Here is a 16,434-nt window from a genome sequence, read left to right as displayed (position 1 = left end):
ATGTTCGCACGACGCTTAATTGCAAAACATGTGACGACTACAGCCACCTTGGCAATGTTGGGCACAACGGCTGTTTTAGGGCTTTTACAGGCACTATTCACTTATTTGGCAGAGTTAAGTGCTCTTAAAAAAGGCTATACCGCAGTAAAAGCACTTGAATACGTTTTTTGGAATACACCACATTATTTGTATGAAATTCTACCAATTGCAGCATTAATTGGTGCAGTGATTGGTTTAGGGACACTTGCATCGAACAGTGAACTGATTGTGATGCGTTCAGTGGGCATTAGCTTATGGCGCATTGTGGGCTGGGTTATTCGTTCTGCCTTACTTTTGGTTATTTTATCTTTTGTATTGATTCAGTGGGTTATTCCCTATACCAACGAGCGCGCTGACAGTATCAAGAAACAGCAAGAAGTCAGTCGTTTAGGTGAAGTTCGTGGCTACTGGACACGAGAAGGGCAGCGTTTTATTTATATTGACTATGCCAACTCACAAGGTGAGTTACGTAATATCCAAATTTTGGATTTCGACCAAAATTATCGTCTGAAAGAAGATTTGCTCGCTGAAAAAGGCAGCTTCGGTCAACAAGCCGAGTGGAATTTACAGAACGTACAGCAAACCCAAATTCAACCGACAGGGGATGCAACACTGACACGTACTGTGCAATTACCTGTTGCATTGGCATTACAACCGAAATACGTACATATGGTAACGGCTGACCCTGATGAACTTGCACCGGGTCAATTGGTTTCATTCATGCGTTATCTTTCAGCGTATAGCCAAGTGCCGAAAACCTATCAATTGGCATTTTGGCAAAAAGTCGCCATGCCATTTTCAGTCATTGCATTGGTGGTTATTGCCTGTTCATTTATTTTCGGGCCGTTACGTCAACAATCGATGGGGTTTCGTTTAGTGATTGCATTGTTTGTGGGACTTGGTTTTTATTACATGCAAGACTTTTTAGGATATGCAAGTCTGGTGTATAGCCCATCGCCTGCTTGGTTTGTCTTTGTTCCGATTCTACTTATTTTTATGGTAGGTGGATATTTGCTCAACCGAGCCAAGTAATTTCTTTGATTAGGCGAGCGATAAGCTCGCCTAATTGCAATAGAGAATTGTATAAAAATTCGGTAAGATAACCCCCACTCAAGTCACAACAGAAAGAGAATAGAAAATGACGGATGCGAAGGCAGGTAAAGTTCCTCATGTCTTGGTGATCATGGATGGTGTTGGTCATCGTGAGGCTGTAGAAGATAATGCTTTTTTAGCAGCAAAAACCCCAAATCTTACAGCGATGCAAGCACATCACCCGCATAGTCTTATTTCTGGTTCAGGTGAGGACGTTGGCTTACCTGATGGACAAATGGGAAATTCTGAAGTTGGACACATGAACCTCGGAGCAGGTCGTGTGTTGTATCAGGACTTTACCCGTATTACAAAAGATATTCGTTCAGGTGCTTTTTTTGAGCACGAAGTCCTCATTGATGCAGTAGAAAAAGCTAAAGCTGCCAATGGTGCAGTCCATATTATGGGCTTGTTGTCAGAAGGTGGTGTGCATTCACATGAAGACCAGATTGTGGCAATGTGTCAATTGGCGTTACAACGTGGCGCACAGGTTTATTTGCATGCTTTTTTAGATGGTCGTGATACCCCGCCAAAGAGCGCAGAACCTTCATTACAAAAACTTGATGCACTATTTGCCCAATATCCAAACCAAGGGCGTATAGCGACCATGATTGGTCGTTATTTTGCAATGGATCGTGATAACCGTTGGGATCGTGTAGAACAAGCGTATCGTTTAATCACTGAAGGTGAAGCTGTTCGTGTGGTTGCTTCGGCTGAAGAAGGTCTACAACAGGCGTATGCGGCAGACGAAAGTGATGAGTTTGTAAAAGCGACTCGCATTGGCGATCTTGCAGCCGTTCAGGACGGTGACAGTGTGGTCTTTATGAATTTCCGTGCAGACCGCGCGCGTGAACTGACTCGTGCATTTGTTGAGAAAGATTTTGCTGGTTTCACGCGTAACGTCGTGCCAAGACTGTCTAAATATGTGATGTTAACCCGCTATCAGGCAACCATTGATGCGCCTGTCGCTTATATGCCAGAAGCATTGCACAATACGCTAGGCGAATACCTTTCAAACCTAGGTAAAACACAGTTGCGTATTGCAGAAACTGAAAAATATGCACACGTGACCTTCTTTTTTAGTGGCGGGCGTGAAGATGAGTACCCGGGTGAAAAACGCATCCTGATTCCATCTCCAAATGTTGCAACTTATGATTTAAAACCAGAAATGAGTGCATACGAAGTCACCGATCAATTGGTGAATGCAATCAATTCAGGTGAATATGATCTTTTGGTTGTGAATTATGCCAATGGTGATATGGTCGGACATACAGGTGTTTTTAACGCAGCAGTCAAAGCAGTTGAAGCTGTTGATACCTGTTTAGGTCGTGTTTATGAAGCAGTTATGGCACAAAAAGGTCATATGCTCATTACAGCCGATCATGGTAATGTTGAACAAATGCAAGACTACGACAGTGGTCAGGTACATACACAACATACAACAGAGTTAGTTCCTTTTATTTATGTTGGCCCAACCCAAGCTGAAATTGCTGAGGGTGGGGTATTGGCAGATGTTGCACCAACATTATTGCATTTGATGCAATTGCCAATCCCGACAGAAATGAAAGGAAAAAACCTGATTACATTAAAAGGATAAAAGGTGAGTGGATGGGTCAAATCGTAAAACAGCTTCTATTTGGAATGTTGCTTTGTGGCTATTTGAGCCATCCTGTATTTGCGGCGAATAACGATCATCCGTCTGTAGAAGCAGATTATGATACGGATGAAGCAGATAGCCATAATAATGATGAAATCCCCATAGAGGCGATACAAAAATTTGTTCAGATTTATGGCATTGTCAAAGATAACTATGTCAGTGAAAAATCGGATGATGCACTTTTTGAGCAATCTATTAAAGGTTTGGTCGGTGGACTAGACCGCTACTCACGTTATTTATCTCCTGAAGATTATCGACAACTGGTGCAATATACTGAAGGGGATGTTGCCTCGGCCGATTTCGATTTGACGTTTGATAAATCACATCGTCAATGGATGATCAGCAGCCTTCGCGATGATGCGGACTCGGTTAAGTTAGGGCTACGCAATGGCATGGTGGTTTATAAAATTGATAATCAGGAACTGAAAGATTTAAACCATGAACAAGTGCGTAATTTACTTTATGGTTCTGTCGGAACGGTACTGACGGTACAAACCAGTTTAATTGGGCAGCCAATTACAGTGGTTCGTAACAAAAAAGTTGAAGTTGAAGTGTCGGCTGTAATGTTACACAACCAAGTGTTAGTCATTAAAGTTCCTGTATTTCAACAAGAAACAGCCAGTGAAATCAAAAGTATTATTGAGCAGTACCCAGAAAGAAAGCTCAAAGCAATTTTAATTGATTTAAGAAACAACCCCGGTGGATTACTGTCTGCCGCTGTGGAAACTGCCGATTTATTTTTAAATAATGGGGTGATTGTGACCACGAAAAGTCGTTCGGAAGGTAATCAGACTTTTCAGGCACTTCCGGGAAGTGAGTTTAGTAAAGTAAAGCTTGGCATTTTAATTAATGGACGTTCAGCTTCGGCCGCAGAGGTCTTTACTGCGGCACTCAAAGAGCATAACCGTGCATGGGTTATGGGTGAAAAAAGTTATGGAAAAGGTGTGGTACAAAAGCTATTTCCATTGCCGAGTGGTGCTGCGCTACAGATGACTGTTTCCCACTACTACACACCCAAAGGTAATATGATTGATGGGCAAGGGATTCAACCAAACCAAATTTATGCGTTGCCTATCGATATGAAAGACGAACTGTATATCGACAATGTGGTTGATTTATTGCTGAAGCACAAATCATAAGTGAGAACTCTTCCAAACTGGTTTAATCGCTGGTTGGAAGAGTTCTATGCTATGCGTTATTCATTGCTCTGATCATCATCAAGGCCAAATTTTTTCAGCCGATAACGTAAAGAACGAAAAGACATTCCCAACTTTTTCGCAGCAAGGGTACGGTTCCAGTGTGTTATTTCAAGTGCATTGATCAGGATATTTTTTTCAACTTCTTCAAGATATGCCTCTAAGCCTTCTTCGGGTAATTTTTGTTTTTTATTTACGGCTAAAGAAGACTGTATCTCCATTGGTGATGTTGCGATGGTTGCGTCTGTGGCGTGTAGCATGCTAGAACGACCACCTTGTAAATGTGCAATATCAATTTTTTGATCATCACACAAGGTGATGGCACGTTCAATCATGTTCCTGAGTTCTCGTACATTGCCTTTAAACGGCTGTTGCATCAGAAATTGTTGTGCAGAAGTTGTCAGTTGTTGGGGAGGTATTTCCCACTCCTGACAGATTTTCCGAATAAAATGTTGAGCCAACTCTAAAATATCTTGTCCACGTTCACGCAAAGGCGGTAGTTGGACGTCAATGACATGTAAACGAAAGAATAGATCCTGACGGAATTTACCTTGTTGAATCATGTTTTCAAGGTTCTGATGGGTCGCGCTGATAATACGAAAATCGACAGCAATTTCGGTATCACCTCCAATTGGGCGAATCTTCTTTTCCTGTACCGCACGTAGGAGTTTGACTTGCATATTAATCGGGAGTTCGGCAATTTCATCCAGAAACAAACTGCCGCCATGCGCAGCCTGAATTAACCCCTGTTTGTCGTGGGTTGCATTTGTAAAACTTCCTTTTTTGTGCCCAAATAGTTCGCTTTCCATCAGTTCAACAGGAATTGCGCCGCAGTTAATGGCAATGAATGGCCCGTTGTTACGGTTGCTGAGTCGGTGAATCAGATTGGCAACCACTTCTTTTCCTGTTCCTGACTCACCTGTAATAAAGATGGGTGCTTGCGTTTTGGAAATTTTACGTAATGTTGTTTTGAGCTGCTGCATAGGCATAGAATGCCCAATCAGCATCTGTTCATCCAGCTGATTACCTTCAACCACAGGCGTTTCATGTGGAACAATGGCCTTTTCGAGAAGTTGCTGCAATGCTTCAGGTAAGATGGGTTTACTAATAAAATCAAAAGCACCAGCTTTTAATGCATTGACTGCAATTTCCATATTGCCATAGGCTGTAATGACGGCAATGGGTGTATTGGGATAATACTCAGTGACGTATTGGACTAAACTAATGCCATCAGCATCGGGAAGATTGAGATCTGTCAGGCAGGCATGAAAATGCCGGGATGCAAGTTTTTGCTTGGCTTGAGCCACATTATGTGCAAGCTCAGCATTAATCCCCATGCGTTTTAAGTTCATTTGCATAAGCAAACAAAGATCCTGTTCATCATCGACCAGAAGAACACAAGTAGGTTGCGTTATCATAATTCCCCAAAAATATTTATTGTGCTTGAATGACGTTGCATTCGATTCGGAAACAAGTTCCGTTTTGTAATTTGCTATAGGTTAATTTTGCCTGATTTGCTTCACAAAAACTATGAGAAAGATATAAACCTAAGCCAGTTCCTTTGACTTCTGTGGTAAAAAAAGGCGAAAACAGTTGTTTAACCTGATTTTCAGGAACACCTTGCCCAAAGTCGACCACATCGATATAGGCATCATCGTCCAGCACATAGCCGTAAATGTGGATATAGTCATATTCAGGTGAGTTGTGACGTAACGCATTTTGAATCAGATTAATCAGCACTTGACGCAGTTGTGCTTCATCAAAAGAAATATGGATGTCATTGCGAAGGTCGATTTGAACCTGATGGCGAAATTCATATAAATCTTCGGTAATGAGACGTGGCAAAAAATGATTTAAGTGAATATCGATCGGTAATGTTGCCTGATTGTGTGCCATATTTAGGGTTGAATGAATGATTTGATCAATACGTTGGGATTGGCGTTGAATCATCTGGTGGAGCATTTGGGTTTGCTCGGCATCGGCATCTACAATCAGACTATTGGCCTGTACGATACTGGCGAGAGGATTGCGAATCTCATGTGCGATACTGGCAGAAAGTTGTCCTAATGCGGCGAGTTTAAGTTGTTGCACATGTTGGTTGAGTCGCTGGGCATCTTGCATGATCAGTAGCGTGAGCATGGATTGAGGAAGATTGAGTTTTTGTACCCGAATTAAAATACTGTTACGGGTAGATGGCATCTCAAAAACAAAGCGTTCCCCTTGTTGGAGTTGCCGTTGCTGTAAATAGGCATATAGTTCGGGCTGTAAAGTGCTAAGAGGCGTTTGCTTAAAAATAAGCATGGTTGGCATGCCAAATAATGCATGTGCAGCAGGGTTGCTTAATACGACATCTTGTTGTTCATTTAAAACCAGATATCCCATATCAATTTGTTCGAGAATATAACGATTGATATTTTGTAGTCGAATCAGTTCCTGAGATTGCTCAATGTTTAGATTTTCTAATAGTCTGAAGCGTTGAACCGAAAACTGTGCAGCAAGGTACATGACAAAAAATAAGAAGGCTAGAAGTACACTGTTACCGATATTGCGTAGATCGGTAAACGCGAGCCATGAACCAAGAAAATGTAAATATAAAACCGCAATGATGGAACATAATGTGAGGACTAAGGCCTGCCGTTGACTGAGCAGTAAACTGGCCATGAAAATAGTCACGACAAACAGTAGGCTAATATGTAAATTTGGTGTACCAATAGCAAAGTTAAGACTGGTAAAGCAAATAATATCAACGGTGTTCAGTAAAATGAGCTGTTGTGATAATCCTGTTGGAAATATTTGTAAAGTTACAAGTTGTAGCAACCCCAAAAGGCAGTAAACAATCAGTGTGAAAAAATATAAGCTTTGATGCTCATAATTTTCTTTTATCTGTGAAAAGGTGAGCAGAAAAATCAGTAGTAAGCTAAAGGCAATAATAAGACGATAAACACTATACCAGACTCCCAAACGGTATAGTGTCGCGTGCTGTTTTTCCAAATTGATCGTCATACGGATTGGTCAAATCATGGTTTGATTAAACCATAACGCATTGCCAAATGCGTTAATTTGACATCACTATCAATTTCGAGCTTTTCAAAAATACGATAACGGTAAGTATTCACCGTTTTGACACTGACAAAAAGCTTATCAGCAATCGCTTGGGCACTATGACAATTGACCACCATCATCGCAACTTGCATTTCCCGTTCCGATAACAGGTCAAATGGAGATTGTTGAGTTTCGGAAAGGTAAGAGCTGGCAAGTTGTTCAGCAATATCTGCACTGAAGTATTTACCACCTTGCATAACCTTATTAATGGCACGTACCATTTCTTCAATTGGAGCGCCTTTGGTGATATAACCTTTTGCACCTGCTTTTAGCAATAAAGACGGATAAGGTTCTTCTGCTAAGCCACTTACGGCAATCACGCGCGTATCGGGTACAACCTGAAGTAAACGTCGAGTTGTCTCTACACCGCCAATACCTGGCATATTGACATCGAGTAAAACAATATTGGGGTGATGTACTCGCGCAAGCGTAAGTGCTTCTTCGCCAGATTCAGCCTGACCAATGACATTAAGATCGGCATGGTCGGCTAGCATACGACAAATGCCAGTACGTACCAATTCATGATCATCTACCACTAAAACTGAAATCACCGTCAGATCTCCCATAAAAAAATCGGGTTTTTTGTTACATAAAGCAAATTAGGCTTGCAATCAAACCACAAAATTAGCAATGCTACTCTAAAATATAACTTAAAAGTCGTGCACAATTACTGAACTTTATATAAGTTACACGATTGTGCAAATGTAAGGCATATTCGTGGTAATACGCAAATGTATCTTACCGCCACAGAGTTGAGTGTAATATCGTGAAAAGTTTAAAGAAATCTTTAGTACATGCGCTGAGCATGTCAATGCTTATCGGTTTTAGTGCCAATAGTTTTGCTGAACTGGTCGTGAATAGTGGCTCTGGGGGCGCATCCCAAGCAAAAGCATGGACGACAGCAGATGCACAACAATATTTTAATGAGGATGATGATTCTGAATTGTCTCCGCAAGGTAGTACCAGCATTTCTACTTCTTTAAGAAGAGGTGCTGCGGTTCATACGCCTAAAACTACACCAAGTGTAGGGCAGGTTTTTGATACACGTTATTCAAATAATGCACCTGCAATTAGTGCAGGTTCAGCTTTGGTGATGGATGCGCACACGGGTGAGGTTCTGTATAGTAAAAATAGCAGCATGTCTCGTCCAATTGCATCGATTACCAAGTTGATGACGGCAGTCGTAACAGCAGATGCTCGTTTAAATATGTCTGAAACCATCACTTTACAGCCTATAGACTTTGATGGTCCGAAAAAAGCAAGTTCAACTCTGCGTGCAGGCGATAAGATGAACCGGGCTGAGGTATTGTTGGTTGCATTGATGAAATCTGAAAATCCAGCCGCTGCTGCATTGGCACGAACATATCCAGGTGGAAAACCTGCATTTGTTGCAGCAATGAATGCAAAAGCACGTCAGTTGGGCATGGTATCTACCCATTATTATGAATCTACAGGCTTAGATCCACGTAATGTTTCATCGGCACGAGACCTTGCAATTCTGGTCAGCGAAGCCTCGAAATATGGTGTTATTCGTCAGTTTTCATCTACTCCACATTATGACTTTAACTTGGGATATCGTGTGTTAAAGTCAAATAACACCAACGCTTTGGTGCGAAATGGTGCTTGGAATATTAATTTGTCTAAAACAGGCTTTATTAATGAAGCAGGGCGTTGTGTGGTGATGCATACGACGGTCAATGCACGACCTGCTGTTGTTGTGTTATTGGGTGAGCCGACAACACAATCTCGTAATAGTGACGCAACGAATCTATTGACTTGGTTAAATAATTTGCCAAAACGAATTTAAGCAATTTGTCGATGTTTGAATTTAAAAGAACGAGTTAATGCGCTCGTTCTTTTTCATTTTTAGGGGGGCATGAACGCTACTAGTTGGGGTAGAACTTTAATAATAAGCTCTTTGAAGTTCTTTTTTGCTTTGCTAATCCCCTTAGTAAAATTTCTCACATGGGATAAAAATAAGAGAATTGATGATCATTTGAAATTATTTTTCTAAGATAGTCACCGTTTTGGCACGAAATCTTAGAGGTAATGATGTGGCTAAGTTAGATAAAGATGAGTGCGGGAAAGTTTTGATTTAAAAGTTTGTTATAAATCAAAAAGAAAAAGGCACCTATCTTTCGATAGGTGCCTTTTGAATTTGGAGCGGGAAACGAGACTCGAACTCGCGACCCCAACCTTGGCAAGGTTATGCTCTACCAACTGAGCTATTCCCGCATATTGAGCAGTTTTTACTAAAACTTACACTTAAAAAACCAAATCTGGAGCGGGAAACGAGACTCGAACTCGCGACCCCAACCTTGGCAAGGTTATGCTCTACCAACTGAGCTATTCCCGCGTGCTGCATATATTACCTTAATTCATTCAGGAATCAAGAAGTTTAAATAAAAACTTGATTCGATTGCATAAAATACCAACAAATTGATATTTTTTGCTTAAATAAAGCCCATTTTAAGGCATGGAATCAGCAAAATGGACAAGAAATGATTGTTTATAAGAAAAAAATTCAATTCTTGATATACTTTAAAAAATGGAAAATTTAGAAATGAGAGAGCCAATGAGTCTAGAACAGCAGCTAATTGAACGCTTACAAGCATTACACCCTACACATTTGGCGGTGATGAATGAATCTTCAGGTCATGGTGGGTATTATCCTGGCAAAGAGTCACATTTTAAGGTGATTATTGTGGGGGATGTATTTGATGGGTTACGTCTGGTACAACGCCACCAAAAAGTTTATAGCCAAGTAGGAGACCTACTAGCGGCTGGTGGAGGCGCAATTCATGCACTAGCGATCCATGCGTATGTGCCAAATGAATGGGATGGAGAAGCACCTGCTAGCCCTGAATGTGCACATGCACCAAAAGCGTAGGCAAATCTTATGGATCATTTCTCTATTTTAAAAATTGTTCATGGTACGGCAGTATTTCTCTTTTTTATTACCTTGATCTTCCAAAGCCTGATTTTATTTAAAACCAAGCTGCAAGATATTTCAAACTTGCCTTATCGCCGTGTATTCATGGCCTTACAGCATAGTTTATTTACGATTTTGCTTGTGACAGGAGGAAGTTTGCTTTATTTGAAAAATTTTCAGGTAGAGCATTGGTTTTATGCCAAAATTATTTTGTTCATTGTTTTGATTTCTTCGGTGATTAAAGCTTTTAAAAGACAAAGAAGCCAACAAATTTTGCTTGTGCAACGAAAAGGAGGCATGGTGCTGGCATGGATTGCATTCATAGCCATTCTTTGTCTAGTAAAGTTTAAACCTGCACTTTTTTAGTAAATGGATTGTTATTACAAATCAGTACGATGATTCTATAAACATTATTGCAAGATTGTATTAACGTGATGGGAAGTAAGAAAATAGGGTATTTATTTTATGTCTGTTTGGAAGCTTATTTTGCCTTTAAGCACGGTACTATTTCTGAGTGCATGTGCAACGACAGCAGTGAAACCGACTTATGTTTCACCAACCCAATATCAATCCTTGAACTGTGGACAGTTACAGGGTGAATATAATCGATTACAGCAATATTTAGACCAAGGTGTCCAACCTGCAAAACGTACAGGCATGGGCATTGGGCTTGGCTTAGGTGGTGGCTGGGGACGTGGAGGATGGGGCTTTGGGCCTTCTCTGTCCGTGAACTTAGGACAGTCATCGAACACCAAAAGAACTGAAATCTCTCGTTTAATGGGGGAGCAGGATGCAGTTGTGCAAGCAGCTCGATTTAAAAATTGTCCAATTATTGTCCGTCGATCAGTAAAATAATAGAAGAATATAAAAGGTCGAAGTGTTTAAGCTTCGACCTTTTACAATGCGTGATTAGATATTATTTACGACGTTTATTACGGATAAATTCAAAAACTGCTGGGAGTAGACTAAAAATAATAATCCCGAGCATGAGGTGACTAAAATTGTCTTTGACAAAAGGGCGCGAACCAAAGAGATATCCTACAGTGACGAATGAAGCGACCCAAGCGAAGCCTCCCATTGCATTAAACGCCAAGAATGACTTGTAATCCATTTTTCCTGTACCTGCGACAAATGGTGCAAAGGTACGAATAAAAGGCATGAAACGCGCAATGATAATGGTTTTACCGCCATGTTTTTCAAAAAAGGCGTGTGTTTTAATGAGGTGTTCTTTATTAATAAATCTTAGATTCATTTCGAATACACGTGGGCCAATATAACGCCCTAGGTGATAATTTACGGTGTCACCTAGCACAGCCGCAGCAAATAATAAAATAATCAGTAACCATGGGCTCATGACCCCTGTAGACGCTGCTAAAGCGCCAGCAGCAAAGAGTAAACTGTCCCCTGGTAGAAATGGCATAACGACAAGTCCAGTTTCTACAAAAATAATCAGGAACAAAATCGCATAAACCCATACGCCATATTGACGGATAAATTCTAATAAATGTAAATCAATATGTAGGATAAAGTCGATCAGTTCCATGGTAACCGCACAAGTAAAATAGTTAATCGATGCTAGCAGTCTGTATTTTGAAAGTCAGTAACAATGCTGCTATTTTTTAGCTAATATTTTTTGAAATGGAATTAATGTTTGATATAGATTTGTCCATTAATAATCATTTTCCATTTGCCTTGTTCCTGATAGGGGAGTTTGTTGATTTTGAAGGAGGTTGCAAAGTCTCCTGTACCTACCTGAATATGTTGATTATCTAGTTGTGTAATTGGTGCTTCAATCTCAGATTGATAATTGGATTGCTCTGCAAGACTTGCAGTTTTTACTTCTTGGTGTTCAGTTTCAATATATTTCAATTGACCATCTTTTAAGATGATGAGTTTATGTTGTGGATTTTCCCAATAACCAACCATATCTGCTTTCTCTGTAAGCAATGGATTGGTTTGTGTACAAGCAATGAGTGGAAGTGAAGCACCACAAATGATGAGGGCAAATAAGCGCATCTCTATCCTCTTCGTGTGAAAAGTCCTAAATTCTGTATGATAAAAATAACTGAATAATAAACAATGGATTTTTTGATATAAAAATTTATTTTATTGCATTTTTTAAGTTGCCGTTAAGACAAAAAAAGGATGCGCAAGCGCATCCTTTTTGAATGTTCGATTCTAAATTAGATTAGAAACGTACAAGAGCATTTAGACCATATGTATCTGTATCTAAAGTGTTGCCGTTTTTAGCATTTGCTTTTACATAAGATGCGCCAACAGCGATTGCTGGAGTAATGAAGTAATTTACATTAGCACCCCAAACATGATCAAAGTCAGAATGAAGGTTAGATGTATCAGCAAAAGAAACACCAACGCTTAGAGCAGGGTTCAAATATAAATCAGTTTTTAAACCGTAAGCACCGCGATCGTTATTGAAGATACCTTTTGCTTCAAAACCAAGCGCCATGTTTGTATTGTCGATAGCACCTACGTATTTTGCACGTGCTGTAACGAAATCTTTATGATCGCCGCTATAAGTTGCTTCGCCATAAGTCTTAGCAATGCCATAAGTCAAGATATCAGTTGTATCTAGAGCAATAGGGTTTGCACGTGTATAACCTACAGCAACCAAGAAGTTTTTAGTTGGTTCAGCACCAACTTCAAGTGCGTAACGGTCGCCATTGTCGTCAGGAGAAATCGCGTTTTTACCATCTAAATGAGTGTGGTTATAAGACGCACTTGTATAAAGTGGTAAAGAACCTGTATATGGTGTAGTGAAGTAAGCTTCACCTTTTACACCAAAACTGTTGTCTTGGTAGTTGAAGTTCGGGTTGCCTTCAGGACGGCTATAGTTAAATTCGCCGTAGTGGTAGCCTAGTGATACGTTAGATGCTTTATTTAAGAAAGCTGCTTCAGCTAAAGGACCTTTAGATGAGTCAACATCTTTAAAGTAGTAAGTACCTTTCAAATCACCAGTATAGTTTTTGTTGTTCGCAGAACTATTGATGTCTAAATATTCAGACTGACCTTGAACTTCTACTTGGTATGCATGTGCACCAGTCATTGCAAATAATACAGCCGCAGCTAAACCGATTTTTTTCATGTTAATTTCCAAATTATCTCTATGGACATACCGCCTATTCTATTGTTACAAAATATTAAGTCAATGAATTTGGATGAATTACAATGTTTCAAAATTGTAGTTGTTTTTAACATAGTTGAAACAAACGTTAAAAAAAGTCATATTATTGAACGATAATTCTGCAAAAAATACTGTTTTAACAAGGCATTATAAGAAACAATAAAAACGTTAAAAAAACATTTGTATAAAAAGTAATCTGTTGGTTATTAAAAATACAAATCAGTATTATATTTTTTATTTGTATAAACTATAAAAATGTTTTGTTAAATGAAAATCATTGTATTTTAGTGTTGTGTAATGTGTCAAATCTTTCTTTATTGTTGTGATTTTTCTTCAAAAATGGGGTTGGTCTGTAAATATAATTAAAAAAAAGGATCAGGATATTTTTTTTCCTGATCCTATTTATTTTATTGTTTTAACAATGGTTTTAAGAAATGTCCTGTATGTGACTGCGGGTTTTCTGCAACCTGTTCTGGGGTGCCTTCAGCAATGATTTGTCCACCTCCAGAACCACCTTCAGGACCGAGATCCACAATCCAGTCAGCCGTTTTAATGACATCTAGATTGTGTTCAATGACAATGATGGTATTTCCCTTGTTACGCAGCTCGTGCAGGATGTCGAGCAATTTGGCAATATCGTGGAAATGGAGACCCGTTGTTGGCTCATCCAGAATATACAGGGTTTTACCTGTATCTCGTTTTGCCAATTCACGCGCCAGTTTGACACGTTGTGCTTCCCCACCTGAGAGCGTGGTTGCAGCTTGCCCGAGGCGAATATAGCCAAGTCCAACTTGAATCAGGGTTTCCAAACGACGATGGATTATGGGAATGGCGCTAAAAAACTCTGCTGCATCTTCAACCGTCATTTCTAAGACATCGGAAATATTCTTGCCTTTATAGCCAACTTCCAGTGTTTCGCGGTTGTAGCGTTTACCATGACATACATCGCATGGCACATACATATCAGGTAAGAAGTGCATTGCAACTTTAATCATCCCATCGCCTTCACAGGCTTCACAACGTCCACCTTTGACGTTGAAGGAGAAGCGACCTGCGCTATAGCCTCGTGCTTTGGCCTCAGGCGTCTGTGAAAATAGCTCACGAATAGGGGTGAAGAGTCCAGTATAGGTTGCAGGGTTAGAGCGTGGTGTACGACCAATGGGGCTTTGGTCGATATCAACCACTTTGTCGAGGTATTGCAAACCATCAATGGAGTCAAATTTTTCAGCCGTTTGAGTGGTTGCACCATTGAGCTGTGTTGCTGCTAAAGGAAGCAGCGTTCGGTTAATCAGGGTTGATTTTCCAGAGCCTGAAACACCTGTGACACAGGTCATAATGCCAAGTGGAATGTGTAAATCTACATTTTTCAGGTTATGTCCACAGGCACCCGAAAGCTTGATTTGTTTGTCTGGTTCAGGTGGGGTTGTCCGTTCGGGAATCGCAATTTTGAGCTTACCTGACAGATATTGTCCTGTTAATGAATTTTTGTTTTTGATCAGTTGCGCAGCGGTTCCCTCAGCAATAATTTGCCCACCATGGACGCCAGCACCCGGGCCAATATCAATAATATAATCAGCCGCACGAATCGCGTCTTCGTCATGTTCAACAACTAAGACTGTATTGCCCAAATCACGCAGGCGAATTAGGGTTTGTAAAAGTCGATCATTGTCACGTTGATGCAGTCCGATCGAAGGTTCATCTAGAACGTACATGACTCCCATTAAGCCTGCACCAATTTGTGAGGCCAAACGGATTCGCTGTGCTTCACCACCAGATAGTGTTTCGGCAGAACGGGCAAGGCTGAGATAGTTGAGTCCTACACTGACTAGAAAATGAAGGCGTTCACGAATTTCTTTAAAGATTTTATCGGCAATTTCACCTTTAGCACCCTCAAGATTTAAGCCTTGATAGTAGTTTTCAGCATCACCAATCGACATTTGGGTGATTTCACTAATGGTTTTATCTTTAACACGAACATGGCGTGAAATTTCATTTAAACGTGAACCACCACAAGCATCACAGGCTGCATTTGAAAGATATTGAGCAAGGTCATCGCGGACATAGTTGCTTTCAGTTTCACGATAACGACGTTCAAGGTGTGGCAGGATTCCTTCAAAGGCTTGAATACGTTGATGATTGCGTCCACGTTCATCAATATAGCTGAGGTCTATTTTTTCACGGCCTGTACCATATAAAAATTTCTTTTGTGTATCTTTGTCTAGTTCATTCCACGGTGTATCTAGGTCAAAGGCATAGTGGTCAGCGACTTTTTGTAGCATCGAGAAGTAATAAGGACGTTGTTTGTCCCAACCGCGAATGGCACCTTGATGAATAGATAATTCTGGATTTGGAATCAGTTTTTCGGCACTAAAGTGGCTGCGTGTCCCCAAACCATCACAAACAGGGCAGGCACCAAATGGGTTGTTAAACGAGAAAAGACGTGGTTCTAGTTCACCTACGGCACGTTCACATTTCGGGCAAGAGTGTTTTGCTGAAAAAACACGGTCAGGTTGTTCATCGTTCATCCATGAAAGCACGGCAATGTCACTGCCGAGGCGTAACGCTGTTTCAAAGGATTCTGCAATACGGTTGCCTAGGTCTTCACGGACTTTAAAACGGTCAACCACAACTTCGATGGTGTGTTTTTTCTTTTTATCGAGTTCGGGAGGTTGATCAATATCCAGAATTTCCCCATCGACACGGGCACGAACAAAACCTTGTCCTTGTAATTGTTCAAAAAGCTGGCTGTATTCACCTTTACGCTCGCGCACTACTGGGGCAAGTAACATCAGAGCAGTACCTTCTGGGAGCGATTTTACTGCATCAACCATTTCAGAAACGGTTTGTGCCACCATTGGCAGGTCATGTTCTGGGCAATATGGTGTTCCGACCCGTGCATAAAGTAGGCGAAGATAGTCGTAAATTTCGGTGATTGTCCCCACGGTTGAACGTGGATTGTGACTTGTTGATTTTTGTTCAATGGCAATGGCAGGTGATAACCCTTCGATCGCATCGACATCAGGTTTTTCCATTTGTGATAAAAACTGACGAGCATATGCAGATAACGATTCAACATAACGACGCTGACCTTCTGCATATAAGGTGTCAAATGCCAATGAAGACTTACCTGAGCCCGAAAGTCCCGTAATGACCACAAATTTGTCACGTGGGATATCGAGTGACACATTTTTTAAGTTATGGGTACGTGCGCCTCGAATACGGATATGACTTAGGCTCATAGGGAGAAGAATCCTGTAGATCTGATTGATTTAAGTAA

Annotated in this window: 14 protein-coding genes and 2 tRNA genes; 7 read left to right on the top strand and 9 right to left on the bottom strand. The window is 40.6% G+C overall.

The annotated features are described in order from the left end of the window. The 3 genes from lptG (at position 1) to ABDV70_RS10000 (ending at position 3,924) form a co-directional block, all read left to right on the top strand. The gene (lptG, locus tag ABDV70_RS10010) at positions 1–1,071 is read left to right on the top strand and encodes an LPS export ABC transporter permease LptG (protein ID WP_343597452.1); all 1,071 of its coding nucleotides are present in this window, start codon (positions 1–3) and stop codon (positions 1,069–1,071) included. Between the two features lie 106 nt (positions 1,072–1,177). Next, positions 1,178–2,725, top strand: coding sequence for a 2,3-bisphosphoglycerate-independent phosphoglycerate mutase (gene gpmI, locus ABDV70_RS10005; RefSeq protein WP_343597451.1), 1,548 nt, complete (start codon positions 1,178–1,180; stop codon positions 2,723–2,725). 11 nt (positions 2,726–2,736) lie between these two features. Then, positions 2,737–3,924, top strand: a complete 1,188-nt coding sequence (locus ABDV70_RS10000) for a S41 family peptidase (RefSeq protein WP_343597450.1) — start codon at positions 2,737–2,739, stop codon at positions 3,922–3,924. Positions 3,925–3,980: 56 nt separating this feature from the next. Here ABDV70_RS10000 and ABDV70_RS09995 read toward each other — a convergent pair whose 3' ends face one another. The 3 genes from ABDV70_RS09995 to ABDV70_RS09985 are packed head-to-tail and all read right to left on the bottom strand — an operon-like array spanning position 3,981 to position 7,634. Beyond that, positions 3,981–5,399: a sigma-54 dependent transcriptional regulator gene (locus tag ABDV70_RS09995; protein ID WP_343597449.1), complete on the bottom strand. Its 1,419-nt coding sequence runs from the start codon at positions 5,397–5,399 to the stop codon at positions 3,981–3,983. Positions 5,400–5,415: 16 nt separating this feature from the next. Then, positions 5,416–6,984: an ATP-binding protein gene (locus tag ABDV70_RS09990; RefSeq protein ID WP_343597448.1), complete on the bottom strand. Its 1,569-nt coding sequence runs from the start codon at positions 6,982–6,984 to the stop codon at positions 5,416–5,418. 14 nt (positions 6,985–6,998) lie between these two features. Beyond that, positions 6,999–7,634: a response regulator gene (locus tag ABDV70_RS09985; protein ID WP_343597447.1), complete on the bottom strand. Its 636-nt coding sequence runs from the start codon at positions 7,632–7,634 to the stop codon at positions 6,999–7,001. A gap of 215 nt (positions 7,635–7,849) precedes the next feature. On the opposite strand from ABDV70_RS09985, the gene ABDV70_RS09980 reads away from it, so the two are divergent. After that, the gene (locus ABDV70_RS09980; protein ID WP_343597446.1) at positions 7,850–8,890 is read left to right on the top strand and encodes a serine hydrolase; all 1,041 of its coding nucleotides are present in this window, start codon (positions 7,850–7,852) and stop codon (positions 8,888–8,890) included. A 352-nt stretch (positions 8,891–9,242) separates the two neighbouring features. Here the strand turns inward: ABDV70_RS09980 and ABDV70_RS09975 are convergent. Together ABDV70_RS09975 and ABDV70_RS09970 are read right to left on the bottom strand one after the other, a co-directional pair. Continuing rightward, positions 9,243–9,318 (bottom strand) — tRNA-Gly (locus ABDV70_RS09975). A 45-nt stretch (positions 9,319–9,363) separates the two neighbouring features. Continuing rightward, positions 9,364–9,439: transfer RNA gene (locus ABDV70_RS09970), tRNA-Gly, on the bottom strand. Between the two features lie 219 nt (positions 9,440–9,658). On the opposite strand from ABDV70_RS09970, the gene ABDV70_RS09965 reads away from it, so the two are divergent. The 3 genes from ABDV70_RS09965 to ABDV70_RS09955 all read left to right on the top strand — a co-directional run bounded on the left by ABDV70_RS09965 (position 9,659) and on the right by ABDV70_RS09955 (position 10,870). After that, positions 9,659–9,973 (top strand): BolA family protein, encoded by a 315-nt coding sequence (locus ABDV70_RS09965; protein ID WP_343597445.1) that lies wholly within the window; start codon positions 9,659–9,661, stop codon positions 9,971–9,973. Between the two features lie 9 nt (positions 9,974–9,982). Then, positions 9,983–10,381 carry a SirB2 family protein gene (locus ABDV70_RS09960; protein ID WP_343597444.1) on the top strand — a complete coding sequence of 133 codons (399 nt, stop codon included), beginning with the start codon at positions 9,983–9,985 and terminating at the stop codon, positions 10,379–10,381. Positions 10,382–10,480: 99 nt separating this feature from the next. Continuing rightward, a complete protein-coding gene (locus tag ABDV70_RS09955) occupies positions 10,481–10,870 on the top strand; it encodes a hypothetical protein (RefSeq protein ID WP_343597443.1) in 390 nt (129 codons plus the stop codon). 61 nt (positions 10,871–10,931) lie between these two features. Here ABDV70_RS09955 and ABDV70_RS09950 read toward each other — a convergent pair whose 3' ends face one another. The 4 genes from ABDV70_RS09950 to uvrA form a co-directional block, all read right to left on the bottom strand. Continuing rightward, a complete protein-coding gene (locus ABDV70_RS09950; RefSeq protein ID WP_343597442.1) occupies positions 10,932–11,558 on the bottom strand; it encodes a DedA family protein in 627 nt (208 codons plus the stop codon). A gap of 101 nt (positions 11,559–11,659) precedes the next feature. Next, a complete protein-coding gene (locus tag ABDV70_RS09945) occupies positions 11,660–12,031 on the bottom strand; it encodes a hypothetical protein (protein ID WP_343597441.1) in 372 nt (123 codons plus the stop codon). Positions 12,032–12,203: 172 nt separating this feature from the next. Further along, a complete protein-coding gene (omp33-36, locus tag ABDV70_RS09940) occupies positions 12,204–13,118 on the bottom strand; it encodes a porin Omp33-36 (RefSeq protein ID WP_343597440.1) in 915 nt (304 codons plus the stop codon). 446 nt (positions 13,119–13,564) lie between these two features. Further along, a complete protein-coding gene (gene uvrA, locus ABDV70_RS09935; RefSeq protein WP_343597439.1) occupies positions 13,565–16,396 on the bottom strand; it encodes an excinuclease ABC subunit UvrA in 2,832 nt (943 codons plus the stop codon). Positions 16,397–16,434 lie beyond the last annotated feature (38 nt).

Origin of the sequence: Acinetobacter sp. (assembly GCF_039596015.1) — a bacterium.
Taxonomy (GTDB): domain Bacteria; phylum Pseudomonadota; class Gammaproteobacteria; order Pseudomonadales; family Moraxellaceae; genus Acinetobacter.
This window is presented reverse-complemented; position numbering and strand designations above follow the sequence as displayed.